Annotated in this window: 27 protein-coding genes; 15 read left to right on the forward strand and 12 right to left on the reverse strand. The window is 60.9% G+C overall.

What is annotated here, in order from left to right:
* Positions 1-393: 393 nt before the first annotated feature.
* The 3 genes from ACX80E_RS02470 (at position 394) to ACX80E_RS02480 (ending at position 2,857) form a co-directional block, all read left to right on the forward strand.
* Positions 394-1,935: an amino acid permease gene (locus tag ACX80E_RS02470; protein WP_459300208.1), complete on the forward strand. Its 1,542-nt coding sequence runs from the start codon at positions 394-396 to the stop codon at positions 1,933-1,935.
* A 161-nt stretch (positions 1,936-2,096) separates the two neighbouring features.
* A complete protein-coding gene (locus tag ACX80E_RS02475) occupies positions 2,097-2,669 on the forward strand; it encodes a hypothetical protein (RefSeq protein ID WP_459300210.1) in 573 nt (190 codons plus the stop codon).
* A gap of 5 nt (positions 2,670-2,674) precedes the next feature.
* Positions 2,675-2,857 carry a hypothetical protein gene (locus ACX80E_RS02480; protein ID WP_459300368.1) on the forward strand — a complete coding sequence of 61 codons (183 nt, stop codon included), beginning with the start codon at positions 2,675-2,677 and terminating at the stop codon, positions 2,855-2,857.
* A gap of 1,140 nt (positions 2,858-3,997) precedes the next feature.
* Here ACX80E_RS02480 and ACX80E_RS02485 read toward each other — a convergent pair.
* A complete protein-coding gene (locus ACX80E_RS02485; protein WP_459300212.1) occupies positions 3,998-4,675 on the reverse strand; it encodes an FMN-dependent NADH-azoreductase in 678 nt (225 codons plus the stop codon).
* Positions 4,676-5,613: 938 nt separating this feature from the next.
* Between ACX80E_RS02485 and ACX80E_RS02490 the strand changes: the two genes are divergently transcribed.
* Positions 5,614-6,027 (forward strand): winged helix-turn-helix transcriptional regulator, encoded by a 414-nt coding sequence (locus ACX80E_RS02490; RefSeq protein WP_459300370.1) that lies wholly within the window; start codon positions 5,614-5,616, stop codon positions 6,025-6,027.
* A gap of 626 nt (positions 6,028-6,653) precedes the next feature.
* On the opposite strand, the gene ACX80E_RS02495 is transcribed toward ACX80E_RS02490, so the two are convergent.
* From ACX80E_RS02495 to ACX80E_RS02505, 3 genes are read right to left on the reverse strand one after another with little or no spacing between them, the layout of a single operon-like run.
* Positions 6,654-7,616 (reverse strand): COX15/CtaA family protein, encoded by a 963-nt coding sequence (locus tag ACX80E_RS02495; RefSeq protein WP_459300214.1) that lies wholly within the window; start codon positions 7,614-7,616, stop codon positions 6,654-6,656.
* Positions 7,607-8,383 (reverse strand): ABC transporter permease, encoded by a 777-nt coding sequence (locus ACX80E_RS02500; protein WP_459300216.1) that lies wholly within the window; start codon positions 8,381-8,383, stop codon positions 7,607-7,609. The genes ACX80E_RS02495 and ACX80E_RS02500 overlap by 10 nt, the downstream gene beginning before the upstream one ends.
* Positions 8,380-9,426: an ABC transporter ATP-binding protein gene (locus ACX80E_RS02505; RefSeq protein ID WP_459300218.1), complete on the reverse strand. Its 1,047-nt coding sequence runs from the start codon at positions 9,424-9,426 to the stop codon at positions 8,380-8,382. The genes ACX80E_RS02500 and ACX80E_RS02505 overlap by 4 nt, the downstream gene beginning before the upstream one ends.
* A 151-nt stretch (positions 9,427-9,577) precedes the next feature.
* Here ACX80E_RS02505 and ACX80E_RS02510 point away from each other — a divergent pair, with 151 nt between their 5' ends.
* Genes ACX80E_RS02510 through ACX80E_RS02535 form a run of 6 tightly spaced genes read left to right on the forward strand, consistent with a single transcriptional unit; the run spans position 9,578 to position 14,694 of the window.
* Entirely contained in the window at positions 9,578-10,351 is a 774-nt protein-coding gene (locus ACX80E_RS02510; RefSeq protein ID WP_459300220.1) for a helix-turn-helix transcriptional regulator, read from the forward strand.
* Positions 10,351-11,826: a Fe-S cluster assembly protein SufB gene (gene sufB, locus ACX80E_RS02515; protein ID WP_459300222.1), complete on the forward strand. Its 1,476-nt coding sequence runs from the start codon at positions 10,351-10,353 to the stop codon at positions 11,824-11,826. The genes ACX80E_RS02510 and sufB overlap by 1 nt, the downstream gene beginning before the upstream one ends.
* Entirely contained in the window at positions 11,827-13,143 is a 1,317-nt protein-coding gene (sufD, locus tag ACX80E_RS02520; RefSeq protein WP_459300224.1) for a Fe-S cluster assembly protein SufD, read from the forward strand.
* Positions 13,140-13,496, forward strand: a complete 357-nt coding sequence (locus tag ACX80E_RS02525) for a non-heme iron oxygenase ferredoxin subunit (protein WP_459300226.1) — start codon at positions 13,140-13,142, stop codon at positions 13,494-13,496. Before sufD ends, ACX80E_RS02525 begins: the two co-directional genes overlap by 4 nt.
* A 43-nt stretch (positions 13,497-13,539) precedes the next feature.
* The gene (gene sufC / locus ACX80E_RS02530; protein WP_459300228.1) at positions 13,540-14,307 is read left to right on the forward strand and encodes a Fe-S cluster assembly ATPase SufC; all 768 of its coding nucleotides are present in this window, start codon (positions 13,540-13,542) and stop codon (positions 14,305-14,307) included.
* 36 nt (positions 14,308-14,343) lie between these two features.
* Positions 14,344-14,694 carry a metal-sulfur cluster assembly factor gene (locus ACX80E_RS02535; RefSeq protein WP_459300230.1) on the forward strand — a complete coding sequence of 117 codons (351 nt, stop codon included), beginning with the start codon at positions 14,344-14,346 and terminating at the stop codon, positions 14,692-14,694.
* Positions 14,695-14,813: 119 nt separating this feature from the next.
* Here ACX80E_RS02535 and ypfJ read toward each other — a convergent pair whose 3' ends face one another.
* On the reverse strand, positions 14,814-15,719 hold the full coding sequence (gene ypfJ / locus ACX80E_RS02540; protein ID WP_459300232.1) for a KPN_02809 family neutral zinc metallopeptidase: 906 nt from the start codon (positions 15,717-15,719) through the stop codon (positions 14,814-14,816).
* 74 nt (positions 15,720-15,793) lie between these two features.
* On the opposite strand from ypfJ, the gene ACX80E_RS02545 reads away from it, so the two are divergent.
* Positions 15,794-17,314, forward strand: coding sequence for an AMP-binding protein (locus tag ACX80E_RS02545; RefSeq protein WP_459300233.1), 1,521 nt, complete (start codon positions 15,794-15,796; stop codon positions 17,312-17,314).
* A complete protein-coding gene (locus ACX80E_RS02550) occupies positions 17,295-18,488 on the forward strand; it encodes a thiolase family protein (RefSeq protein WP_459300235.1) in 1,194 nt (397 codons plus the stop codon). The genes ACX80E_RS02545 and ACX80E_RS02550 overlap by 20 nt, the downstream gene beginning before the upstream one ends.
* A gap of 69 nt (positions 18,489-18,557) precedes the next feature.
* Here ACX80E_RS02550 and ACX80E_RS02555 read toward each other — a convergent pair whose 3' ends face one another.
* The 3 genes from ACX80E_RS02555 to ACX80E_RS02565 are packed head-to-tail and all read right to left on the reverse strand — an operon-like array spanning position 18,558 to position 20,577.
* The gene (locus ACX80E_RS02555) at positions 18,558-19,211 is read right to left on the reverse strand and encodes an energy-coupling factor transporter transmembrane component T family protein (RefSeq protein WP_459300237.1); all 654 of its coding nucleotides are present in this window, start codon (positions 19,209-19,211) and stop codon (positions 18,558-18,560) included.
* The gene (locus ACX80E_RS02560; RefSeq protein WP_459300372.1) at positions 19,211-19,900 is read right to left on the reverse strand and encodes an energy-coupling factor ABC transporter ATP-binding protein; all 690 of its coding nucleotides are present in this window, start codon (positions 19,898-19,900) and stop codon (positions 19,211-19,213) included. The genes ACX80E_RS02555 and ACX80E_RS02560 overlap by 1 nt, the downstream gene beginning before the upstream one ends.
* 26 nt (positions 19,901-19,926) lie before the next feature.
* On the reverse strand, positions 19,927-20,577 hold the full coding sequence (locus ACX80E_RS02565) for a biotin transporter BioY (RefSeq protein WP_459300239.1): 651 nt from the start codon (positions 20,575-20,577) through the stop codon (positions 19,927-19,929).
* Positions 20,578-20,727: 150 nt separating this feature from the next.
* On the opposite strand from ACX80E_RS02565, the gene ACX80E_RS02570 reads away from it, so the two are divergent.
* Positions 20,728-22,326, forward strand: a complete 1,599-nt coding sequence (locus ACX80E_RS02570) for an ABC-F family ATP-binding cassette domain-containing protein (RefSeq protein WP_459300241.1) — start codon at positions 20,728-20,730, stop codon at positions 22,324-22,326.
* Between the two features lie 35 nt (positions 22,327-22,361).
* Here ACX80E_RS02570 and ACX80E_RS02575 read toward each other — a convergent pair whose 3' ends face one another.
* The 4 genes from ACX80E_RS02575 to ACX80E_RS02590 are packed head-to-tail and all read right to left on the reverse strand — an operon-like array spanning position 22,362 to position 24,539.
* The gene (locus ACX80E_RS02575) at positions 22,362-22,853 is read right to left on the reverse strand and encodes a YbaK/EbsC family protein (protein ID WP_459300243.1); all 492 of its coding nucleotides are present in this window, start codon (positions 22,851-22,853) and stop codon (positions 22,362-22,364) included.
* A 52-nt stretch (positions 22,854-22,905) separates the two neighbouring features.
* The gene (locus tag ACX80E_RS02580; RefSeq protein WP_459300245.1) at positions 22,906-23,799 is read right to left on the reverse strand and encodes an SURF1 family cytochrome oxidase biogenesis protein; all 894 of its coding nucleotides are present in this window, start codon (positions 23,797-23,799) and stop codon (positions 22,906-22,908) included.
* A gap of 3 nt (positions 23,800-23,802) precedes the next feature.
* Positions 23,803-24,042, reverse strand: a complete 240-nt coding sequence (locus ACX80E_RS02585; RefSeq protein WP_459300247.1) for an acetone carboxylase — start codon at positions 24,040-24,042, stop codon at positions 23,803-23,805.
* The gene (locus ACX80E_RS02590; protein ID WP_459300249.1) at positions 24,039-24,539 is read right to left on the reverse strand and encodes a DUF3099 domain-containing protein; all 501 of its coding nucleotides are present in this window, start codon (positions 24,537-24,539) and stop codon (positions 24,039-24,041) included. The genes ACX80E_RS02585 and ACX80E_RS02590 overlap by 4 nt, the downstream gene beginning before the upstream one ends.
* Positions 24,540-24,710: 171 nt before the next feature.
* Between ACX80E_RS02590 and ACX80E_RS02595 the strand changes: the two genes are divergently transcribed.
* Both ACX80E_RS02595 and ACX80E_RS02600 read left to right on the forward strand, forming a co-directional pair.
* Entirely contained in the window at positions 24,711-25,445 is a 735-nt protein-coding gene (locus ACX80E_RS02595; RefSeq protein ID WP_459300251.1) for a beta-ketoacyl-ACP reductase, read from the forward strand.
* A gap of 140 nt (positions 25,446-25,585) precedes the next feature.
* On the forward strand, positions 25,586-26,326 hold the full coding sequence (locus tag ACX80E_RS02600) for an SDR family oxidoreductase (protein ID WP_459300253.1): 741 nt from the start codon (positions 25,586-25,588) through the stop codon (positions 26,324-26,326).
* The last annotated feature ends 30 nt before the right edge of the window (positions 26,327-26,356 follow it).

Below are 26,356 nucleotides of genomic sequence, written 5' to 3' on the forward strand. Positions count from 1 at the left end.
GGCCTCGCCGCCCACGTCTGTCGCCCAAACATCACGCCAGCAGGCGACTAACCATTGGGCAGGCAGCGAAACGCCCTGGCGACAACGCCGATTCCTGCTTTGCGACAAATGCCCGTCATAATAGTCAGTGTTGTCGCGTCAAAATGGAGTTCTCACTACGAATCTCTGCACGACATTTCGGGGTCTAGCAGGCCCGGATCCAAGAATTTGGCATGGTTTTGATCCAGATAAACCACCAGCCGGGAAGTCAAAAATGCATCAGAAGTACCGTTCTTCGGAGCGCACAAGAATCAGATTGCACATTCAGCCATCGGTGGCTCACCTCAACGGATCCGCAATCTTGCATGGAGCTCCACAAAGTTCGACGACCCCGGATGGTGTTAGAAGCTGCCAATGAGCAAAATTTCCGCGGCGCCTGCGAATGCATCGACAGCGCAACAAGCTCCCGCCGGAGGCATCAACCATGGCCCCGCCGTGGACAAGGCTGACAATGAACTTAGACGCGGGCTAAGCAGCCGCCACCTCCAGATGATCGCCATCGGCGGTGCCATCGGCACCGGCCTCTTCGTCGCCTCCGGTGGCACCATCTCGCAAGCCGGCCCCGGCGGAGCGTTGCTTGCCTACATATTGGTGGGCCTGATGGTCTTCCTGGTGATGCAGTCCCTCGGGGAAATGTCTGCAAAGATCCCCGTGGCTGGCTCATTCCAAACGTACGCAACACGCTTCGTTTCACCGTCCTTCGGCTTCGCCATCGGCTGGAACTACTGGTTCAACTGGGCCATCACCGTGGCTGCCGAACTGGTCGCTGCCGGAATCATCATGGACTTCTGGTTCCCCGGGGTGCCGGGGTGGGTCTGGGCCGGTGTTTTCCTCGTGCTACTCACGGGAGTGAACGCACTCTCGGCCAAGGCATTCGGCGAAAGCGAATTCTGGCTCTCACTCATCAAGGTGGTGGCAGTGGTGCTGTTCCTGGTGGCAGGTGTGCTGATGATTTTAGGCATCCTCGGGGACAACTCCCCGGGCCTGAGCAACTGGCTGAACCGCGAGGATGTGTTCCACGGCGGCTGGGTTTCCATCATTTCCGTCTTTATGATCGCCGGATTCTCATTCCAAGGCACCGAACTGGTGGGTGTTGCAGCAGGGGAGGCAAAGAACCCGCGGCGCGAGGTTCCCCGAGCGATCCGCTCTGTCTTCTGGCGCATCATGATCTTCTACATCGGCGCCATCTTTGTCATTGGTTGCTTGATTCCATTCACAGACCCGGGCCTGTTGGCCTCTGGCGAAGCAGACATTGCAGCTTCCCCGTTCACCGTGGTCTTTGAACGGGCGGGCATTGCCTTTGCGGCTGCCTTGATGAATGCAGTCATCCTGACCGCCATCCTCTCGGCAGGCAACTCCGGCCTCTATGCCTCTACGCGCATGCTGTATGCCATGGCCCATGACGGCAAGGCGCCAAAGATCTTCGGTCGAACAAACTCACGCGGCGTGCCCATGGCTGCCTTGTTGGCCACGGCGGCCGTGGGGCTTTTTGGATTCTTGAGCGCCATCGTCGGTCAAGGGGCGGCCTACGCGTGGCTGCTCAATGTTTCGGGGTTGTGCGGGTTTATTGTCTGGGCAGGAATCGCGCTCTCGCATTACCGCTTCAGGCGGGGATTCCTCGCCCAAGGAAACAAGGTTGGCGATTTGCCATACCGGGCGGCGTTTTTTCCGATCGGACCGTTGCTGGCTTTCGCCGTCCTTATCGTGGTGGTTGCGGGGCAGAACTACCAGGCGGTCTTGGCAGGGAGGGGAACGGAGATCCTGTCCTCCTACATCGGTATTCCGCTCTTCTTGGGCCTGTGGCTGATCCACCGATTCGTCACTAAATCAAAAGTTGTCCCGCTGATGGACATGGATCTCAGCGGGCCGAAGGACATCGAAGAGAACGCTGACTAGCAGCGTTCGGGATTCACAGTGGACCGGCTCGGTGGCGTGAGCGGGACAATTCGTTTCCCACGTCTCCCCAAGTGGTGGCGCACTCACATGGCCCCATGTACGGCATAGGCTGAGTCGGTGACATCCACTCCGTTCCCCTTGCCACCCCTAGGGCCCTCACCATGCCAGTTGTTGCCCCCGTGCCCGCTGTGAGCACCGAACCGATCCACGTCGTCATCCACTCAGAGCCCGCACTATCGTGGGACACTTTTTCCTCCCTCGGACCCATTGCGGTTATCTTGGGTGCCTTGGTGGCAGGGCTCGTCGGGTGGAGGACGATTCGACAGCGCACCATTTCTGACGCGCGAACCGAGTGGTGGAAGCGAACACAATGGGCCATAGAGATGGCTCGCGAGAAGAATCCGGATGCGAGAACGCTGGGCTTCTCAATTCTTACCCTGCTCGCTAAAAGCAAGCTGGCTGCCCGCGAGGAGCTGCTGTTACTCGACGAAGCTCTGCGAATACTCAAGAACCCCACGAACGGACAGCCGGCTCTTGTCCAGTCCTCCGAACCCGAGACGGAGCTCGAGCCCGATCCGGAAGTCGCCCCGCCAAAAGCCCTGTCAGCTTGGAAGAAATTTTGGCAGCGACTGACAGGGTCGGCTCCGGGCAATGAGTACGTGGAGACGGATCTGGACTCAGGGGACAACAAAGGCGACAATGGAAGCAACGACGAAAATCAGGAGGTCCCGTGAGTCTGATGACACCAGCATCGAAAAAGGGGCAGGGCTTTCAGCAGGTCACTGAGCCAATCGTTTCGTCGAAATCTCGTGGTGAGGAACGTGCGCAGATTGCGGCCGCGCGCCTGCAGGTAACTCTCGATCGCAGGCTGGGGCGCAAGTCCTCATCCGTGGACAAAGACTTGGCCAAGAAACCGCTCTAGGTTCCGTGTAGATCGGGGCATCGTCGATCCGGAGTTCGACGAAAAACTGACGTAGCCTGGATCGGCCCACTTCATCATGCTCGCCCGGCAGGAGTGCCGAGCATTCAGGCAAGTGTTTGGCCGTCGTTGTGATGGTGGGCGCCGTGTTTGTGCACGGAGCCGGAACCTTGTTTGGCAGCGCCACATCGCAGTGCTTCGGCTCTGTTCGCACAACAAGCGCGCCACCGGGTTCCGCGCTCAAGGCGCGAGCGGAAGGTATTGCCGCTGCGAGACAGAAAGGCCCGGAATGCAAAGAATTCGTTTGCGTTCCGGGCCTTTCCCGGAGAGCCCCCAAACTAACAGGGGCTCTCCTTATCCACTATGAGAAGGCGCTCTAGATCGATGAAACGATCCAAATGACCAAGGCAATGGCCACGAGAACACCTACGATTGTCCATACAAGACTGCTTCCGCGCATGTAGTTACTCCCGTTCTCTTAGTTGTCGCCTCTCATAAAGATTACAAGAGACATTATTCACCTTATAGGTAGCGGGAGTGCTGCAGGGCTCGAGTACACACCAAGGCCATATAATTTTCTTGATCGTCCACAGAGCGCCGTCGCACCGATTGTTGTCAACTTAGTCTCCGAGAGCCAAGCAGAGCAGGCCCGTACCGCCCCGACATACTGACCAACTGTGGGTCCTATGGAGACTTGGCGGCGATGCAGGCAACAACATCAAGGGCCTGATGGAGGCTCTGAAACGAAGCATTGGCTCAGAACGCTCTACCGTTATTGATTCCTGGGCAAGAAAAGCGTCCTCACGCCGCTCAGACCGCGAAAATCTCGCCCAGTCTGGCCAAGGCGCACGTGGTTTGACTGAGGCTGATCTGTACGGATAGATACTCTGCAGTCAGAGACAAAACCATCCGACAGTTGGTCCTCATACACGGCGCGTTCCACGTGACGCCTCACGATCATCTGGATCAGTTCAACTGCGGTGCATTCTTCGAGCGTCTTGCCAGGAGCGGCCTCAGGCAGGATTTCTCGCATGGTCCTTGCCCTCGTCCTGGGCAGCCCGGTGTAGTGGGAAAGAGCCATGGAGGTGAAATTCTTACCCGGAGGAATAGGTACCCGAATTGCCGATGCGCACTGCGTCGGCCTTAGTTGTTGGCAAGCTGGAGGTTTCCGACAGCGCTGAGCTTGCTGGCGAAAGCTAAGGCTTCTTCGGAGAGTTCAACCTCGGCAGCCTTGCGCGTACCGTCCACGTCGCCGTTGAGGACGGTGGGAGCGAAACGGACATGTGTGGCGTCCTCTATGCCTACGAAGTTCAGCCAGTCAGCGAAGAATGTGCTGCTGAAATCAGAACCGAAAGCTGCCGGTACACCTGGTGCGTAAACACCGCTGGTGTGGATGGCAAGGGCCTGCTTGCCCGCCATCAGCCCTCGGTAGCCCTTTTCAGGATCGAACCCGAAGCTCCAACCGGGCTGGGTGATGATGTCAATCCACTGCTTCAGTACGTAGGGAACGCCGGAATTCCACATCGGGATGTTAAAGACGTAGGCATCGGCAGCAGCGAACTGATCGAACACTGTTCGAGCTGATTCCCATGCCTCGACCTGTTCCGGGGTCTGGTCCTGGCCAGAGAATACCGCCATCTTGGCGTCGGTTGCGATACGACCGAAAACTGGCAAAGCTCCGTCGCTGAACAGGTCCAAGGTCTCCAACTCGAAGGTCTCCGGACTGGTGCCCTGGACAGAATCAATGAAATGCCGAGCCAACCGAAGGGACTCACTGTTGGCGTAGCGGGGGGAGGCGTTGATGTGGAGGATGGTAGGCATTGGCTTCCTTCCGAAGCTGCGCGGATCGGGCACTTTGTACCCCATTGTCAATCCTGACTGAGGACCCGGATATGCGTAAGAACGTACTATTTTGTGCCTAGGGCACTCCAGGGTGCCCTCTTCGCGGGAGCTTCCAATACGCGAAACCGACTTTAGGATTCATCTTGTGGAAGAAACCGATACCTGTTCCCAGGCTGCACCGACATTGACGGCAGAGTTGTGGCGTACAACTCCTTCTTTGGGCTCCTTCTCTTCGACGCCGCTGAACACCTCCGACTGAGAGAAGCCGAAAGTTTCTTGGGTGGGTTGCGCACTGCGGCTAGGGACAACGTGCCACGGTCCGAGACTAATGCCCGCTATTTTCGCTGGTGGGAGGGCCTTAGTGTCACCGATGGCGCCGAGCTGGGGGGCGCTGGGCGGACAATCAATCCAAATTACCGGGGGAGTGGCGTTTTCTTGAGCCTGTTACGTCCCTCTTGGATGGGCACTCACAAAACGCGCGGCCGAAAGTCGCAATAACGGCGTGATTCAAGCCAGCGCTAGTGCGCGTGCAGCGACGCCGGCTGCATCTTGAAGTGTTGTGTACGCTGCTGCACAGCGTACACGGCCGGTACACAGGCGAAATTGAGGACCCACTGGTGGGCCATGCCAAAGCGCGGGCCGTACAGTCCCATGCGGCCGAGCATGGGGTGACCTGATGGCGAGTTTCACTTACGGCGACCACCACTCAGACCTGCCGTCCATGGCCTTGGCTGGCGAATCGCTGTTGGTTGGCACCACATCGAACTGTGCCCAGGGTTCAGTCGCTTAGGAGTTGCAGGACGTTTTCCATCTGCTTGAAATTCTCCCTACCCTACGGCTAAACCCGGGGGCTTGCGCTCATGCCGTGGCCAGTCCCGCGTATGCTGGGCCCAACGACATATTTGAATGGGAAAGTGATGGCAATGGCTCTTACTGCTGCACAGAAACGTCAGACAGCTCAGATCCACTACAACGCATCCTTGGACCTGTGCCCCGCGCGGCAGTTGCTTGAGGCGATCAGCAGCAAGTGGGTAACGTTGGTACTGCTCGCCTTGGTGGATGGCAAGCAGCGTCATAGTGACCTCCGCAAATTGGTTGCAGGTGCCAGTCAGAAGATGCTCACCTCCACTCTGCGTTCTCTGGAACGGGACGGACTGGTCACCCGGCACGTCACGCTGTTGGTTCCCGTTCGAACAGACTACGAACTCACCGCTCGCGGCCGCTCGCTTCTGCGTATCGTCTTTGAAATGAAGGAATGGGCCGAGGAGAACATGAATGACGTGGCGACATCCCGCATGGAGCACGACAGGCACAAGCTCGACTTTAAATAGTCCCTTGGTGTCGGGTATGCAGCTGTTCTGCCTGCATCACGCCGGCGGAACCACCGCGAGCTTCGCAGGATGGCGCTTTTCTGGCGTTGACGTCACGAAGTTGGGCTACCGGGGGAGAGATTTTAGCTCTCTGGCTGAAACTGCAAATGATTCACGATCGAGTCGCGGCAGACTCGATCGCGAATTGCTTGGCGAATAATTCACGACACATCAAACTTGGAACGGTTGACATGCGGCGTGAGGAAAACATAAGAATGCGCCAAACCGAGGACGACTGGAACTAACCAAAAGGCCCCTCAACAACGATACAGTTCAGGAACCCAGGACCCCAGGACCCCAGGACCCCAAGGGCGCCGGCCATCAGCCATCGTAGATGACCGGTGCCCAGTCCACGGAACCCCGGTACCACTTACGCGGACCATTAGATCGGGCGGCAACTGCCACCTGTTCGGTACCATCCATTGTTATGTGTCCTTCGTGCTAGCAAAGAGTAAGATCGACTTTTGGTAACTCAAAATGGGCCCCTAAGCACACAGTGGGGGTCATCGATTCGAAGCCACCGGAAACCAAAAGCGGCCGGTGACTTTCCGAGGGAAGATCACCGGCCGCCGTCGTACAAAGAAAAGCTAGCCTTGCTTGCCTCGGCGCAGGGCCAGGTCAACAATATTGGTGCCCGCTGCGAGCATTACTGAGGAACCGAGCATGTGGAAGCCAACCAGCAAGGCCGGGATGCCCGTGAAGTACTGCCAGTAGCCAATGAAACCCTGAAGCAGCACGCCCAGGAACAGCAGTATGGCGCCATGACGCAGGAGGTCGCCCTTGCCGCGACGCCACAGCAGCACCAGAAGCACAAGTGACACTGCCACCAGCACATAGACAGGAATCACGTGGATGCGGGTCACCAGGTAGCCGTCGAGTTCAATGCGGGGGGATGTGGAGTCGCCCGAGTGGGGGCCGGCGCCGGTGACCAGCGTGCCCAGAATTACTGCCAGGTACGTGGCAATCGCGGCCACCACGCTGAGCTGGCGAATCAGCGGGCGGGGGCGCACCGCGTCGGACGGTGCACTCATGCCGGTGCGCCCGTAGGTGCGGTTGACCAGCAGCATGGCGACCACCACCAGGGCGGCCGAGACCAGGAAGTGCAGGCTCACGACATAGGGGTTCAAGCCGGAGAGCACTGTGATGCCGCCAAGGACTGCCTGTGCCGGGATGCTGGCCAGCAAGCCAAAGGCCAGCCAGAACAAGTCCTTGCGTTCCTTGCGCAGGTTCCACAGCGTCACCAGCATGGCCAGCGCAATCGCTGCCAACAGGAATGTCAGAGTCCTGTTGCCGAATTCAATGACACCGTGAATGCCCATGGCGGGGGTGTTGGCCAGCGATTCGGCCGTGCACTTGGGCCAGGTGGGGCAACCCAGTCCGGAACCGGTCAGTCTCACTATGCCACCGGAAACAATGAGAACGCCCTGACCCACCAGCGAGGCGATCGAGAGGCGGCGCAGGGCCGGGGTAATGCTTGTGGGCAGACGGCCGGCGAGGGAACGCTTGGCAGTGGTGGGAGGTATCACGTCATTCACATCTTTCAATTCCATTTGAACCATTTAACGGCCGCGAGCGAACAAAGAGCCGCCCACGCCAGCAGGATGACCAGTGCAAAAATATCAAGCCGGCTCTCCAGAAGTGCCCCGCGCATCACGTTGCCTAGCGCGCCGGAGGGCAGCCACTGGATAAAGTCGGCCATGGACGCTGAAAACTTGCTGGCCGGGAGAACAATGCCACCCAAAGCAGCAAAGAGCAGCCACCCCAGATTGGTGATGGCCAGTGTGGCTTCGGGGCGCACGGTCCCGGCAATCAACAGCCCCAAGGCCGTGAAGGTGATGGCACCCAGAATCAGCAAGGGAACACCCATCATCACACCGGCGACCGGGGGACGCCAGCCAAGGAACGCCGCGACAGTGGAAATGATGACCACTTGGATGGCCAAGGCCACAAGCACGGCAATAACCTTCCCGGCAATCAGGCCGCCCTTGCCCAGCGGCGTTGTTGAGAGGAACCGCAACACGCCGTAGCGCCTGTCAAAACCCGTGGCAATGCCCTGACCGGTGAACGCCGTAGAAAGCGCGCACAGGGCCAGGATGCCCGGTGCAGCCATCTCCACGCGGCTGTACCCCATGCCATCCAGCAACGGTGTGGCTGTCAAGGCAACCAGGCCAAGGAGTGGCATAACGATCATGAGAACTAGTTGTTCACCGTTACGCAACATGGTGGCAGCCTCATAGCGGCCCTGGCTCAGGACGCGGCGTACCAGCGTTGCCGGTCGCGTGGTCCGCTCCCTTACGAAAAGTGAGGGCGTACTCATGAGAGCTCCGATTCTGCGTTGGATGATGCTGGCCTAGTCGGTGCTGCGCTGGCGGGTGCCGTGCCGGATGGTGCTTTGCCGGCGGGTGAGGCCGTGGCCGACACTGCCAGAAAGACATCCTCAAGCGACTGTGAGGCGAGATGTACCGAGGTGGGCATGGCGTTGGTATCGGCACACCACTGACCAAACGCCGCCATGTCACCGGCCGTGATGGAGCCCGACAGGCTGTAGGCGCCGGGGCGGGTTTCCGTGCAATGAAGGCCGCTGCGCTGCAGGGCGGCCGTATCCAAGCCAGGGGCCGACTCGAACGTCATCGTGCGGTGCTTTTGTGCCGCCGTCGACTGGCTCAGGAGCTCGGCCACCGTGCCTTCGGCGACGGACTCGCCGTGGTTGACAATGTACACATAGTCGGCCAGGCGCTGCGCGTCGTCGAGCAGGTGCGTGGTCAGGATAATGGCCTTGCCGCTGTCGCGCAGTTCTCGGATCAGCTCAAAGACCATCAGGCGCGACTGCGGGTCGAGCCCCGCGCTGGGTTCGTCCAGGAACAGCACCTCGGGGTTGCCCAGCAGGCTTGCCGCCAGGGCAACACGCTGTTTCTGACCGCCGGAAAGGCGCCGGATGGTGGTGCTGGAAAACTCTCCGATCCCCAGCCGGTCCACCAGGGCATCCACGCTCAACGGGTTCTCGTACAGGCTCGCCACATGCCGCAACAGGGCCACAGGCCTAGCTGACGGGGGGAGTCCGCCGTCCTGGAGCATGACGCCCACGCGGGAACGCAACGCGGCGTCAGCGTGCTGAGGGTCCTGGCCTAGCAAGGACACGGATCCGCCGGTGCGGTTTTGCAGGCCCTGGGCACATTCAATGGTGGTCGTTTTTCCGGCGCCGTTGGCTCCCAGCAGCGCCGTGACCTGACCGAAACGGGCCTGGAGACTAATATTGGAGACGATTCTTTTCATCCGGCCATCAAGGGCAGTAATGGGTCCGACGTCTTTAATGAGCCCCTCGATGATCAGGGCAGGTTCGGGAGTGGGAAGCTGTGGCACCCGCCCATTCTACGCGAGGTAGTAGGGCTCGACGGCGGACCCGTCACCAACGCTGCGTGGGTAGGCTCACCTTAGTGGAACCCTGGGTCTAATTACGGCATAATTGTCTTGTCTAATGTTGTGTGTTATTTCGATTGGGTGTGAGGTGTGAATGAGTCAGCAAATTGATACCGGGACCTTGTCCAGCGTGGAGCCTGATGAACGTACCCGAGACCGCGTCTTAACCGCCGTACTCAAGCAAGGTCCGGTGAGCGCAGCCCAATTGGGCGCGCTGCTGGGGTTGACGCCTGCTGCTGTGCGCCGACACTTGGACACCTTAACCCGTGAGGGCCTGATTGAGATCAAGCTCATCAGCAACGCCAAGTCCGGCGCCGGGCGGCCAGCCCGCAGATACGTGGTTTCCAAGCGTGGTCAGACCGAAATAGGTGACGACTACTTGGAAATTGCCACGCTGGCGCTGAAGCAGATCGCTGAAACCCGGGGTGAGGAGGGCATTGTTGAGTTTGCGCAACGCCGCTTTGCCACGATGGAAGCTAAATACCAGCCGCTGGTGGACGCGGCCGGCGACGATGTTGCAGCCCGCTCCAAGGCCCTTGCCGATGCGCTGAATGGTGACAGGTTTGTGGCCAGCTCCAAGTCTCTCAACGCCGGTTCCGCCATGGCCGCCGAGCAACTCTGCCAGGGTCATTGCCCCATCCAGGAACTGGCCACTTCCTTTCCCGAGTTTTGCGACGCCGAAACTCAAGTCTTCTCCCGGCTCATCGGCGTCGATGTGCGCAGGCTCTCCACTATGGCTAGTGGCGGGCATGTCTGTACCACCCATGTACCCACGGGACGCGCAGTGGTTCGCAAACTGGGCCTAACGCCCACAACGAACCAACGTGTCCCGAACTCCGTTTCCAACCATCAGCAAGAAAGGCCGTGATGACGGATCAAATAGCGCAGGATGTAAGCGCCACCGGTGACGTGGCAGATGCCACCAACCACGACATCCTCGAAAGAAACCCTGAGCTGGAGGGCCTAGGCAACTACGCCTTTGGCTGGTCTGACCAGAACGCGGCCAGCGACAATGCACGCCGTGGTTTGAGCGAAGAGGTCGTCCGCGACATCTCAGCCAAAAAGGGTGAACCCCAGTGGATGCTGGACATGCGCCTGAAGGGCCTGAAGTACTTCGACCGCAAGCCCATGCCCACCTGGGGTGCAGACCTCTCCGGCATTGACTTTGACAACATCAAGTACTTTGTCCGCTCCACCGAGAAGCAGGCCACCACTTGGGAAGAGCTGCCTGAAGACATTCGCAACACCTATGAGAAGCTGGGCATCCCCGAAGCTGAGCGCAACCGCCTGGTCGGTGGCGTAACAGCCCAGTACGAATCTGAAGTGGTGTACCACCAGATTCGTGAGGACCTGGAGGAGAAGGGTGTCATCTTCACCGACACGGACACCGCCCTGCGCGAATACCCGGAAATCTTCCAGGAGTACTTCGGCACGATGATTCCGGTGGGCGATAACAAGTTCGCCTCGTTGAACACGGCTGTCTGGTCCGGTGGCTCCTTCGTCTACGTCCCCCCGGGCGTTCACGTGGACATCCCGTTGCAGGCGTACTTCCGCATCAATACCGAGAACATGGGCCAGTTTGAGCGCACGCTCATCATCGCCGATGAAGGAAGCTACGTTCACTACATCGAAGGTTGCACGGCGCCGATCTACACATCGGACTCCCTACACTCGGCCGTTGTGGAAATCGTGGTGAAGAAGAACGCACGCGTTCGCTACACCACCATCCAGAACTGGTCCAACAACGTGTACAACCTGGTGACCAAGCGCGCCATCGCCCACGAAGGCGCCACCATGGAGTGGGTCGATGGCAACATCGGCTCCAAGGTCACCATGAAGTACCCGGCCGTCTACCTTGTTGGCGAGCACGCCAAGGGTGAGACCTTGTCGGTGGCTTTTGCCGGCGAAGGCCAGCACCAGGACACGGGCTCAAAGATGGTTCACATTGCGCCCAACACGCAGTCCTCCATCATCTCCAAGTCCGTTGCCCGCGGTGGCGGACGCGCGGCCTACCGCGGTCTGGTTCAGATCCGTGAAGGCGCAACGCACTCGGCCAACACCGTGCGCTGTGACGCTCTCCTGGTGGACAACATCTCCCGCTCAGACACGTACCCGTACGTGGACGTTCGTGAGGACGATGTCTCCATGGGCCACGAGGCAACAGTGTCCAAGGTCAGCGAGGAGCAGCTGTTCTACCTGCAGTCCCGCGGCATGCCCGAAGACGAGGCCATGGCTATGATTGTGCGCGGCTTCATCGAGCCGATCGCCAAGGAACTCCCCATGGAATACGCACTTGAACTGAACCGCCTGATCGAACTGCAGATGGAAGGGGCCGTCGGTTAAATGACCGAGCTCACAGAAGAAAAAATAACAGGCGGCAAGACTTGGTCGCAGGGATTCATCAAGGGCATGAATGAGGAAGGCGAACAGCTTTCCGAGATCAACCCCGAGACCGGCCCCCTGGGCGGTAGCGCCGCCAAGGCTCACAGCCACGGTGGCGACAGCCACGGCGGCGGTGTTGGCATCCCCGACAGTTCCCGCGCAGGCCGTCTGACCTCCTACAAGATGGCAGACTTCCCGCTGATCACGGGCCGTGAAGAGGAATGGCGTTTCACCCCGCTCAAGCGCCTGCGTGGCCTTGACCGTGTTGGTGTCAAGGGCCAGGAGCTCAACGGTCCGGCGCCCCTCGTTGAGGTTTCCAAGCCCGACGCCGTAACGGTTGAGACGGTGGGCCGCGAGGATTCACGCATCGGCTCCGCCGGCATCCCCGAAGACCGTGTGGCAGCTGCCGCATGGGAAAACTTCGCCGAAGCCACGGTTGTCACCTTGCCGGCAGAGTTTGTTGGCGACGCCGAGAACGTCACCACCGTGACCCTCACCGGCCAGGGCGACACTCCGGCCGCAGCCCACATTGTGGTGCACGCGAAGAAGTTCGCCACAGGTGTTGTGGTGTTGGATCACCGCGGCAGTGCAGTTCTCTCCGAGAACATCGAGGTTGTTGTTGAGGACGGTGCCAACCTGACGGTTGTCAGCATCCAAGACTGGAACGACGACGCCGTGCACGCCAGTGCCCAGCACATCCTGGTGGGCCGCGACGCGAAAGTTAAGCACGTCGTCGTCAATCTTGGTGGCAACTTGCTGCGCACCACACCCGCAGCCCGCTACAGCGGCACCGGTGGCGAGGTTGAAATGTACGGTCTGTACTTTGCCGATGCCGGCCAGCACCTGGAACAGCGCTTGTTTGTGGATCACTCCACCAAGAACTGCAAGTCCCGCGTCACCTACAAGGGTGCACTGCAGGGCGACGGGGCGCATGCTGTATGGATTGGCGACGTTTTGATCCGTAAGCAAGCCGAAGGCACTGACACGTACGAGATGAACCGCAACCTGATCCTCACCCAGGGTGCGCGTGCCGACTCGGTACCCAACCTGGAAATCGAGACCGGCATGATCGAAGGCGCCGGACACGCAAGTGCCACCGGCCGTTTCGATGATGAGCAGTTGTTCTACTTGCAGGCTCGCGGCATTGCAGAAGATGTGGCCCGCCGTCTGGTGGTGCGTGGTTTCTTGAATGAAGTCATCCAGCACATCAAGGTTCCTGCCCTCGAAGAGCGTTTGCGCGATGCCGTGGAACGCGAATTGGCGGCGACACCACAGTGAGTGATTCCTCCACGCCTGCCGGCGTCGTTGTCTGCCAAGACGGTGATGTTGCGGTCAAGTCTTCCTTGCTCATTGAGGTTGATGACTACCCCATCGCGATTGTGCGGGACTCCTACGGGGACCTGCACGCTATTGGAGATACCTGCTCCCATGCAGAAATTTCCTTGAGCGAAGGCGACGTGGAGGACGGCACCATCGAATGCTGGGCGCACGGCAGTTCGTTCGATCTAAAAACGGGCGAACCGCTGACCCTACCCGCATTTGAGCCCGTGCCCGTCTTTGCCTTGAGCCTTCATGGCAGCGACGTCTATGTGGACGTCACCAACATTCTTAACGGCGTCAGCACGCATTAGCGTCGCGGCCAGCACAGCAAAAATTCTTAGGAGAAAATAGAGTATGTCGACTCTGGAAATCAAGGACCTGCACGTCAGCATTGCGACCGAGCAGGGCGTCAAACCCATCCTCAAGGGTGTCAGCCTGACCATCAACACCGGTGAAACCCACGCCATCATGGGCCCCAACGGCTCCGGCAAGTCCACCCTGGCAGCAACCATTGCCGGTCACCCGCGCTACACGGTGGACAGTGGCTCCATCACCCTGGACGGCGAGGATGTTCTGGCGATGAGCGTTGACCAGCGTGCCCGCGCCGGCCTGTTCCTGGCCATGCAGTACCCGGTGGAAATCCCCGGTGTCACCATGACCAACTTCCTGCGCACGGCCAAGACGGCCATCGACGGTGAAGCCCCCAAGCTGCGCACCTGGACCAAGGATGTCAAGGCCGCCATGGCGCAGTTGCGCATCGAGCCCGAGTTCGCCGAGCGCAACGTCAACGAAGGCTTCTCCGGTGGCGAGAAGAAGCGCCACGAGATCCTCCAGCTGGAACTGCTCAAGCCCAAGTTCGCCATCCTGGATGAGACTGACTCCGGCTTGGATGTTGACGCGTTGAAGGTTGTCTCCGAAGGCGTCAACCGTTCCATCGAAGCGGGCGGATTGGGCACCTTGCTCATCACCCACTACACACGCATCCTGCGCTACATCCAGCCGCAGTTTGTGCACGTGTTCGTTGATGGCAGCATTGCCGAACAGGGCGGCCCGGAACTGGCAGACCGCTTGGAAGATGAAGGTTACGACCGTTACCAGGTAGCAGAGTCGGCAAAGGCCTAACGGCCACGCCACTCTCATATCGCTAAGAAGGGAATCATGACTGACATCAGCGAAACAAGCGCAGCGATTGTTGCCGGCCAAACCAATCTCGAAGACGTTGAGGAAGCCCTCAGGGACGTCATTGACCCGGAACTCGGCGTCAACATTGTGGATTTGGGCCTGCTTTACGGCTTGCACTACGGCGACGACGGCGCCTTGCTGTTGGACATGACGCTCACCACAGCGGCTTGCCCCCTGCAGGACGTCATCGAGGAGCAGGTGGAAGCCTCCCTGGGGCCCATCGTTGACGACTGGCGCATCAACTGGGTGTGGATGCCGCCGTGGGGTCCGGAACGGATCACGGACGACGGTCGCGACCAGATGCGGGCCCTCGGCTTCAACATCTAGCACCCGCCAACTGACCCGCAGAAAACGCCGAAAAATGTCCATTTTGGACACGTTTTCGGCGTTTTCTGCGGGTCAGTTGGCGTTAATGGGGACAGCAGTTCCTTCGCCAGGCGCCGCGGCTAGACCTTCGGGACTGAGAACGTGTCGCAGGTAGCCAGGTCGGCGCTTTGGTAGCCGGTGTTCAACCACTTTTGACGTTGCGCGCTGGAGCCGTGGCTCCATGACTCGGGGTTGGTGCGCCCCGTGGCGGCTTGTTGAATCCTGTCATCGCCCACCGAGGAGGCTGCCGAAAGGGCGTCGTTAAGATCCTTTTGGGTCAGTGCCTTCAAGAACGGTTGCTGGGAGCCCGGCGCCGGCGTCGTGGAGGCGTACCGCATCCACACCCCGGCGTAGCAGTCGGCCTGGAGCTCTGTGCGGACGGCGGCCGACTGTGCGCCGGTGACGCCCTGCTTGGCCTTGTTGATGGTGCCTGTGAGGTTCTGAATGTGGTGGCCGAACTCGTGGGCCACCACATACTCCTGCGCCAAGGGCCCGCCGGAGGAGCCAAACTGTTCCTCCAACTGGGCAAAGAAGTCCGGATCAAAGTAGGCGTTGTTGTCTCCGGGGCAATAGAACGGTCCCACGGCCGAGGTGGCCGAACCGCAAGCGGTGCTGACACTGCCGGTAAAGATCACCGTTTTGGGTACTGAGTACGTGATGTTGTACCGGGCCAGGTGGTCCGGCCAGAAACTATTGAGCGAGTTGGCCGTGCCGAGGATCCTGCAGTCGAGGCGTTTATTGGCGTCCTGGCCGGTTTGGCAGCTTGCCAAGCCGGCTCCGCCGCTTTGCTCAATGGCTGGCTGGGTGCCCGTGTCGCTCAGCAGTGACGAGAGTAAGTCAGGGTTGATGCCCAGCAGCGCACCAATCAACACGACCAGTCCGCCGCCGAGGCCGAGTCCCACCTTGCCGCCACGTGCCATGCCCGTACGGCCCCTACGGTCCTCGGCCTGCGACGGGTCCAAGCGGGCGCCCTCATTAAAAGTCATGGCAATAGCGTAACCTCTGTTGATTGGGCTGTGTCGCAATTCTTTGGGACGTGGTTTCCCTTAAAATGAGGTTAATGCCATTCATTGATCAGCTCCAGCACTGGGCCCGCACCTCGGGGCAGCACGACGCCGTCGTGGTGGGGGAACAGCGGCTCACTTTCGCCCAGCTCCTTCACGCCACCGCCACGACCCCCGCGGAACCTGTCGATGTCATTGATGAACTCACCAGCACAGTTTTGGCGGTGAGGTTCTGTGCGGCCATCAACTCGGGCACGCCAGCCATGGTGGTCGATGCCCAGTGGTCACCGGCACTTCGGCGCCAGCTCCGTGATGCCGCATGGCGCTGGGGCAGGCGGGCCGTGCCTGAATCGGCTTCCGAGCCCGCGTTTTTGCTGGGGTTGTCCTCCGGGACCAGCGGATTGCCTAAGGCGTTCAGCCGCAGCAGCGCGTCGTGGCGCGAATCCTTTGCCCGCAGTGCCGAGTTCTTTGACCTCACGGCAGAGTCGGTCACTCTGGCCCCGGGCCCTCTGGCCGCGAGTATGAATCTTTATGCATTGGCGGAGTCCATCTATGCAGGCGCCACTTTTGTGGCGTTGCCGCGCTTCAGCGCCGCTGCCGCCTTGGCGGCCATGCGGGAACACCACGTCACCAGAGTTGTTGTGGTCCCGACAGTCCTTGAGCTGCTGGCCGGAGCAGGGCTGCGCACACACCAAAGCGGCCAGCAGCTCACGTCCATAGTCTGCGCCGGATCAGCCCTCTCGGCCGGCGCCGTGGCACTGGCGCGCCAATGGGCGCCCAACGCCACCATCTATCAGTACTATGGGGCTGCCGAACTGGGATTTGTCGCGGCGTCGCGGGTCTCCTCTGACGGGGCGGGTGCGGTGGCCGAATTCGGCGTGGGCGCGGCTTTTCCGGGCGTTCAGATCAGCATCCTGGATAGCCGCGGAACTCCAGTGGCGGCGGGAGTTCCCGGGACAATCTACGTCAAAAGCGCCTACGTCTGCGACGGCTACGCATGGGGTGATGACGGGCTCGCCTTTAGTTCCCTAGCCACCAACGCCCCGTGGCTGGCGGGGGGACACGGCCCCGGCGAAATGGATCCCGGCACGTGGTTTACTGTTCACGATCAGGGCTACCTTGACGACGCCGGACGCCTGCACGTTCTGGGCCGCGCCAGCGACATGATGGTTGTGGCCGGGGCCAACGTCTATCCGCACGCGGTGGAGGCGGCACTGGCGGCAGCTCTTGGCGCCGCAGCCCCGGGTCGGCCTAGCGGCGCGGTGGTGACGGGACGCGAGGATCCCCTGCGCGGGCAGCGCATCGTGGCCGGTCTCTACATGGGCAAAGGGCCTGATGCTGACATAGGTGCTGACACAGGCGCAGGTGCAGGGGCAGGGGGAGCCGTGGGAACCGTTGACACCGCAGCACTGCTGGCCGCCTGCCGGCTCGCTGCGGCTAAACTGCCGGCGCAGCTCAGGCCCACCCAATACTTCTTGCTTGACTCCCTGCCGTTGACTGGCAGCGGAAAAATTAGTCGGGCCATCCTCACCCGGTGGCTCAGTGAGGGAGACCCCCGTGCACAACGACTCCACTAATCTGGCACACATCAGCGGACCGGCAGCACACACCACAGCTGTTATTGTTGCCGCCAAGCGCCTGCCCAACGCCAAGGCGGGGGGAGCGTACAAGCACGTCAGGGCCCACGAACTTGCCGCGGCCGTGATGAAAGCCCTGGTGGCCGAACACCAGGTGGCGCCGGCAGAAATCAGCGACGTGATTCTGGGAAATGCCACAGGCGGCGGTGGAAACGTGGCCCGGCTCGCGGCATTGAGCGCGGGCCTGCCGCACCACGTCCCCGGCCTGACGGTGGACAGGCAGTGTGGTTCCGGGCTTGAGGCAATAGTTTTGGCCTGCCGGCTGGTTCAGGCAGGAGCCGGCGAGCTTTATGTGGCAGGGGGAGTGGAGAGCATCAGCACAGCCCCGGCGCGCGCGCATCGCAGCCCCGACGGCACCTTGGAGTTCTATCGGCGCGCGCAGTTTTCACCGTTTGACGTTGGCGATCCAGATGCCGGTGTTGCGGCGGAGACAGTGGCCACGCACTACGCCATCAGCCGCGACCGCCAGGATGCGTATGCCGTGGAAAGCCACCGGCGTGCGGTTGCTGCCAGCCAGCGTGGACTTTTCGCGCAAGAACTTGTGCCGTTTGAGTCGCTGGCACTTGATCAGGGCCCCCGCCGGACCTTGAACGCTGCGCTGATGGCCAGATTTCCGCCCGTGTTTGTGCCCGGCGGAACAGTGACAGCCGGAAATTCTTGCCCTGACAGTGACGGTGCGGCTGTGGTGCTGGTGACGTCACTGGCTAAAGCCCGCAGCATGGGAGCGGGTGGACTGGTGTTCCGCGACAGCGCAGTGATGGGCAACGACCCCACGCTGCTGGGCGTGGGGGCAGCCCACTCGACCAGGGAACTCATGGCGCGCACGGGCCTGAGCCCCGCAGCCCTGGGTAAGAGTTTGATCGAGTTCAACGAGGCGTTCGCCGCGCAAGTCCTGGCGGTTGCCGACCTTTTGGACCTTGATGCGCAACTGTTCAATCACGACGGCGGGGCGCTGGCTTTGGGGCATCCGTACGGGGCGTCCGGGGCCGTGTCGGTGACGCGGCTGCTGGCCCAGGCGAGCCGGCGCGACGAGCCCGGTCTGAACGCCGTGGCCATGATCAGCATGGCCGGCGGGATGGGGATTTCGGCGCAGTTCCAGTGGGCAAGACTTTAAACTCATGCTCGGGCTGGACGACGCAGGACGTCGCCGTTCTGCGCCGAACGGCCACCGACGCCCACCACCTCAGGGCCGGGAGTCGTGCTCGGGATCACCCAAACCGCGGGCGGCCAGGGCTTCTCCCGTGGCACGGGCATAGCCGACTGTGGCAATGACCACAGGCAGCGAGCGGGCCAGGAGGTTGCGTTCCAAACCACGGGCCCGGGCGGCGTCACGGACATCGGCGAAGGCGCCGATGACAAACGGGATGCTGCGCAGCATCAGCGCCACTGTGAGGGAGAACCGTTCCGGATCGGCACCAAAGCGCTCCAGCGGCTTGACGACGGCGGCCAGCCCATCGAGGAGTTCATCCACAGGGGTGGTGGCCGTGAGCACATTTGAGGCCAGAACTGTCGCCACGATGGCGGCAACGACCTGCCACGCCACGAACGGCCCGTTCTGCCACCACTGATAGCCGGCAATGAGGATCAGGAAGATCAGCATGAGCCGAATGGCGCGCCACATCCGGTGCCAGGCCAGTCCGGCAACGAAGTGGGCCACAGCCACCGCCAGCAGTGTCAGCGTCGTCACCACAACGCTAAACCGGGTTGAGACGATGGGAGAACCCAAACACAGGACGGCAACACTAAACAGCAGGACAGCTTTTGCCCCCAGCGGCATGCGGTGCAGCGCGGACGCGCCCGGAACGTAGCCCGCCACCAGGTGTGCCTGCCCGCGCACTAGTTCGCCAGCTCCCGGTAGGCGGCAATGGCGTGGTGGGGGTCGCCGTCGAACACGACAGCGCCCCGGTCCATGACCAGGACGCGTTCAAAAGTTGCTGCCAGCGACAGGTCGTGGGTGGAGAGAATGATCTGTTGGGGCAGGCTCTCCAGGCGTTCCATCAGCAGTCGGGTGTTGCGCAAGTCCAGGAGGGTGGAGGGCTCATCCAACACCAGGATTTCCGGGGCCACCGCCAGCACCGTGGCTAGCGCCGTGAGTTGCCGTTCGCCCCCGGAGAGCTCATAAATGCTGCTCTGGGACAGGTGTTCCAAGCCGTACTCCCGCAGGATGGCCAGCGCCTTCTCCTTGCGTTCGCCCTTGCTCAGCTTCTGCCGCCGCAGGGACAACTCAATGTCCTCGGCCGGAGTGGGCATCACCAATTGTGAGAGCGGGTCGGTGAAGACAAAACCAACGCTGCGCCGGACGGCGGCAGCCTGGCTGCGTGTGCTGCGCCCGTTGACCTCCACCGTTCCCGTGGTGGGCAGGACCAGGCCATTGAGCAGGCGCAAGAACGTTGATTTTCCGGAACCGTTGGCCCCGATCACAGCGATGCGCTGTTGCGTCAGTGTCACGGAAAGCGGCGCCAGAATGGTCTTGGACTCTTTGTTGCGCGGATCAATGGGGGGAATGCTGACGCTGGCTTGTGCCAGGACAACCCTGCACTTTAAGGTGGCGCTCACGTGCGGCGGCGCACCAGGAGATCCGGGAATGCCCTGTGCAGGCTCAATGCAATCAGCACGGCCAGGACGTTCTTGACGATGTCGCCGGGCAGGTAGATCGCGTCGGCCAGAATGGCTGTGGACAAGCTCATGCCCTTGATGACAAAGCCCACAATTCCGCTGGCGTGAATGACCACTGTGCCAGCCATGGCTGCGCCAAAAAGGGCGGCCGTACGCCAGCGGCTGCGGACAGCCCAGGCAGCCAGCAGGCCCACCACGGCAACCCCGAAAATGAAGCCGATGATGTATCCGGCGGAGGGGCTGGCCAACACGGCCGGACCCGCCCGGAAGCCGCTGAAGATCGGCAGGCCGATCAGGCCCAACAGGATGTACAGGCCCACGGCAGCTGTGCCACGGCCGAAACCAAGGACAAGTCCGCACAAGCTGACAACAAGAGTTTGCAAGGTAATGGCCACACCCAAGGGGCCCACATGCACCCCGGGTACTGCAATGGAGGCAGCCAACAAAGCAGCAAAAACGGCTATGAGTGACAGGTCCATCGCACCCCAGCGCTTCCTGCGCGAGTATAGACCATCCCGGCTCGGCGATCCGCCGGAGTGCGGCCCGGATGTACTCAACGTCTCATCCACGGACTGTGAAGAAGTCATTATTGCTACTTTCAGTAAATTTCTCAGGGCGTAGGACATCGCGGCCCAGGAACCTCGTTAGACTGGATAGGTTGTGCAACGCTGGTCCCGCCCGCAAGGGCCAAGGATTCGTTTCGCGGCACATACCCGCTTACGTGAAAGGTTACTACGTTGATATCGGTCCAAGACCTTGAGTTACGTGCTGGAGCGCGCCTGCTCATGGACGAAGTATCATTCCGCATCGACAACGGTGACAAAATTGGACTTGTGGGTCGCAACGGCGCCGGCAAGACCACACTGACGCGTGTTTTGGCCGGTGAAGGATTGCCCGCAGGCGGCAAGGTCACTCGCACAGGCGAGATTGGCTACCTGCCCCAGGACCCGCGCACCCCTGACATGGAGCAGCTGGCCAAGGACCGCATTCTTGCCGCACGCGACATGGACAAGGTCATCACCAAGCTGCGCAAGGCCGAAAATGACATGGCCAGCGACGACGACGCCATCCGCGACAAGGCGATGCGCCGCTACGACCGTCTGGAGGCTGAATTCCTGGCAGCCGGCGGTTATGCCGCTGAAGCCGAAGCGGCCGCCATTTCCTCAAATCTGGCCCTGCCCGAGCGCATCCTGAACCAGCCGTTGAAAACCCTTTCCGGCGGTCAGCGCCGACGTGTGGAGCTGGCCCGGATCTTGTTCTCTGGAGCGCAGACAATGCTCCTGGATGAACCCACCAACCACTTGGACGCCGACTCCATCGCCTGGCTGCGCGACTTCTTGAAGAGCCACAACGGCGGCTTGATTGTGATCAGTCACGACACCGAACTGCTCGAAGCCACGGTGAACAAGGTCTACCACCTGGACGCCAACCGCGCCACGATTGACCAGTACAACCTCGGCTGGAAGAAGTACCTGGCCCAGCGTGAAACCGATGAGCGGGCTCGACGCCGTGAACGTGCCAACGCCGAAAAGAAGGCCGGCGTCCTGATGGAGCAGGCCAACAAGATGCGCGCCAAGGCCACCAAGGCAGTGGCCGCCCAGAACATGGCCAAGCGGGCCGAAAGGCTGCTGGCAGGTCTGGAAGAAGTGCGGGCCAGCGACAAGGTTGCAGCGTTGCGCTTCCCGGATCCTTCACCCTGCGGCAAGACGCCTTTGACGGCGGAAGGCCTGAGCAAGTCCTATGGATCGTTGGAGATCTTCACCGACGTCAGCCTCGCCATTGACCGCGGTTCCAAGGTGGTCATCCTGGGCCTCAACGGTGCCGGCAAGACCACCTTGCTGCGCATGCTTGCAGGGGTTGCGAAGCCTGACACGGGTGAAGTCGTCGCCGGTCACGGTCTCAAGGTGGGCTACTACGCCCAGGAGCACGACACCCTTGATGTGAGCCGGACAGTGCTGGAGAACATGCGCTCGGCAGCCGGCGGCATGAACGACGCCGAGGTGCGCGGCATTCTCGGTTCATTCCTGTTCTCCGGTGACGACGTCAACAAGCCGGCCGGGGTTCTCTCCGGTGGCGAGAAGACCCGTCTTGCCCTGGCAACCATTGTGGCCTCCAGCGCCAACGTACTATTGCTCGATGAGCCCACTAACAACCTTGACCCGGCCAGCCGCGCGGAAATCCTTGGGGCCCTGAAGAACTACACGGGCGCCGTTGTTCTGGTCAGCCACGATGAGGGTGCAGTAGCGGCCCTGGATCCCGAGCGTGTGGTCCTGCTGCCCGACGGCGACGAAGACCTGTGGAACCCGGACTACCTGGACCTCATCACCCTGGCCTGACATCACCGGCGGACTTTTACTGCCGTGCGCTGAAATCAGCGCACGGCAGTTTCTGTTGCACCAGTTGTCTCCAAGAGTTGCTGGTAGCTCAGGGACAGCATGGCTTGGTGGCTTCCCGCCCCTGCCCACAGCACCGGATACTGCCTCAGTGAGGTGTCCAAAAAGGAACGGATCGGGGACGGGTGGCCCAACGGCGCCACGCCGCCCACGGGCTGTCCGGCGTGTTCGAGGACAAACTCGGGCGTGGCACGGCTGATCTTGGCTAAGCCGTGCTCACGAGCGAGCAACTTCACGTTCACCTTGGCGGCCCCGCTGGCAAGAATCAGCAGGGGAGCGCCGCCGCATTCAAAGATCAGGCTGTTGGCAATGGCCCCCACATCGCACCCCAGAACAGCGGCGGCTGTGGCGGCGGTGGCGACAGAATCCGGCACGATGATGACCGTGTCGGCTAGTCCTGCAGCAGCTAACGCGCCACGAACATTCTCAACAACCGGGTTACGGCGCTCTGCATTTGTCTGAGTACTCACGCCCAACAGTCTATGACAACTCTCACAGTGCCGAACGGTCCCGAGGGCTGGTTTAGAAGCCCTGAGTATCTAGCAGGGCGTCTTCGGCTTCTTCGGCTGTGGGGCGGGCGCCGGGCCTCTTATTCTTGGGAAGCCTCCGCGGGTGGAACGCGGACCCTCGCCCGTAGAGTTCCTCCACCGGAACACCAGACTCTTCCGCTTCAAGAGTGTCAAACTCGTCGTTGCGCCGTTGCATCCTGGCCGCGTAGCCAAAGCCAACAAAGGCCAGAACGCCGAAAGCTATCCACTGCAGGGCGTAGCTCAGATGCGAGCCCTCATCGATGGACGGGGCCGGAAACGCGACAGGATTGATGGCGGCCGCAGGTGTTTCACCGGCGAGCTGGCCGTAAGCGCCTGTCTTGATGGGGTAGCTGAGCTGGGCTGCGTAGTCGTTGAGTTCAATGGACGCCAGCTGCCCGGTGGGGGCGCCACGGTCAAGTTTGGGCTCAACAGGCTTTAGTCGTGCCACCACAGTGACAACTCCGCTTTCGGGTTGCGGCACCGAGTCGGGGTGGCCGGCTTCCTTGTACCCGATGGGCAGCCAGCCGCGGTCAATGATGACTGTGTCGCCGTTCTCAAGTTTCAAGGGAACCAGCACCTCATAGCCCGGTGCACCATTGAGCGGGCGGTTGCGCACCACGCGCTGGTCAGCTGTTTGATAGGTACCCGTCAGGCGGACCTGGGTCCACTCCCTGGCCGGATCCAGTGCGTCAAAGTTCCCGGCCACGGCCGCATACTCGCTCACATCGCCGGAATAGTTGTTCTGAATAGTGGTGATGTTTTCAACAACAGCATTGCGGCGGTTCATCTGCCAGTTCCCCAACGCGACGCACGCCACGGCAAATACTAGGGCCAAGGCGAAGTAGCCAACCCAGCGGCTGGAGAAAAGAAATCTATACGTCTTCATGAACTAGGCGGAATCCTTAGGGCTCATCGGCAGAGTTTCCTTCCACAGGGACCTGCTTTGGAGGTAATCTTCAAGCCAGGCCACATGGTCCTGGCAGGCTAACCAGATCTTACGGCGGTCAGCTGTGTGAATCTTGGGGTTGTTCCACAGCAGCTGCGTGGTTGCCAACTCACGGCAGCCCTTACGGGAACAAACAGGCACCTGAGGCGCTTCCGGAGCGGGCAGCAGATCAAAAATGTTCACGGCTTGTGCCCCTGCGCAAAGTCGGTGGTGGCGCCGGAGGTGGAGTTTTCAGTGCCGGTATGGCCCGTGGCAGCTCGTTCAGTGCCAGCGTCGTCATCGGGAACAATTTCCCCTGTCAGCACCTCGGTGGTGCCGTCCTGGGCTGCGGCGTCCGTGCCGGCGTCAACTGCATACAGCGGAGCCTCATCCAAGAGCTCCACAATGTCTTGGTGAGCAACGTCTGAGCCCCCGTTGGCAATCACCACAGCAACCCAGGGAAGAATCACGGCGCCGATGACAGGAACCAACTTGAACCAGCCGTCAAAGACAAAGATGGACGCCAAACACACCATGCGAATACCCATGGCGGTGGCGTACCTGACCATGCGCTGATGCATCTCGTCGCTATGGGCAGCAGCTGCATTGGTGATGGACGGGACGTCGGAGGCGGGCGCGCCATGACGGTACTTGCTTCGCCGGCCGGCACCGAACTTCGGCGTAGCTGATTGCTCTTTCATCACACTCCAAGGGACCCTCTCATTCTCTCACTGCAGCTGTGTACAACCAAAAGCAAACTGTGTGGTGCTGTGGCTTTCACCGTAGGATTCGTTAACAAAAGCAAATTTCAACCAGACAGCTGGGCGCCAAAAAACGGCGCCCGGTTGGCTGTTACCACAATGGAGGATTACATGAGTGCAGCGCAGAGCGCCGAGCGCCAGGGACGCAGTGTTTTGGTTACGGGCGGTAATCGCGGCATTGGATTGGCCATTGCCCAGGCATTTTTGGCCAACGGCGACAAAGTAGCCGTCACCTACAGGAGCCCTTCCGAGCTGCCCGAAGGCATCGTGGGGGTCCAGGCTGATGTGACAGATGCGGCGTCCATTGATGCGGCATTCACACAGGTCGAGGCGGCACACGGGCCTGTTGAAGTCCTCATCGCGAATGCGGGCATCACCAAGGACACCTTGCTTTTGCGCATGAGTGACGATGACTTTACCTCCGTCATTGACACGAACCTCACGGGTGCCTTCCGGGTCATCAAGCGGGCCTCCAAGGGCATGATCCGCTTGCGGAAGGGCCGGATCGTGCTCATTTCCTCGGTGGTGGGCTTGTACGGTTCGGCCGGACAAATCAACTATGCAGCGTCCAAGGCCGGATTGGTAGGCATTGCCCGCTCCTTGACCCGTGAGCTGGGCTCACGGGGCATCACAGCCAACGTGGTGGCTCCGGGCTTCATCAGCACCGATATGACTGCGGCCTTGCCCGAGGACACCCAAAAGCAGTACCTCGCCAGCATCCCTGCGCGCCGCTTTGCCTCCGCCGAAGAAGTTGCCAACGTGGTGCGGTGGGTGTCCAGCGACGAGGCGTCATACATCTCAGGGGCAGTGATCCCCGTGGACGGTGGCCTGGGAATGGGTCACTAGCGCCACGCCGGGTCGGGATGCCCCCGGCGTCGTACTCGGTAGTAGTCGGGAGCGCCGATAGGATCTTGCATGAGTCTTATGTGCGGGATTGCCCGTACAGTTCTTTGAATATCTATTTTTTAGACCTAAAGGAAGTATTTATGGGAAAGCTTGACGGAAAAACAGCTATTGTCACAGGATCCTCGCGCGGGGTTGGGGCGGATGTTGCCAAGTTCTTGGCGGCTGAAGGTGCAGCAGTTGTGGTGAACTACCGCCAGAAGGCCCCACGTGCGAACAAAGTTGTAGCCCAGATTGTTGAAGCCGGCGGCCGTGCAGTCGCCATTGGTGCCGACCTCACCACCCAGGAAGGCGTCCAGGCACTCGTGAGTGCCGCACTGGAGAACTTTGGCTCCCTAGACGTGGTGGTTCTGAACGCATCTGGTGGCATGGAAAGCGGCATGGCCGAAAACTACGCCCTCAAGCTCAACCGCGACGCCCAGGTCAACTTGCTCAATGCGGCAATGCCCGTCATGCGTGCAGGCTCCCGTGTGGTTTTTGTCACCAGCCACCAGGCGCACTTCATTGAAACAGTGCCCACCATGCCCGAGTACCTGCCCGTCGCCAAGAGCAAACGCGCCGGCGAGGACGCGCTGCGCGCCTTGATCCCGAACTTGGCCGCCGAGGACATCTCCTTGGTGGTGGTCTCCGCGGACATGATCGAAGGCACTGTGACAGCAACCTTGTTGGACCGGGCAAACCCGGGCGCCATTGAGGCCCGCCGCGCCGAGGCCGGCCGGCTCTACTCGGTGTCTGAATTTGCTGCTGAAATCGCCGCCCTGACCACAGCCGACGTCCCCACCGGGCACACCGAATACGTCGGTGGAGCGGATTCCTTCAAGTAAGGAACAGCCGTAGTTCAATGACGAACGTGG

Source organism: Arthrobacter sp. TMN-49, assembly GCF_054511095.1.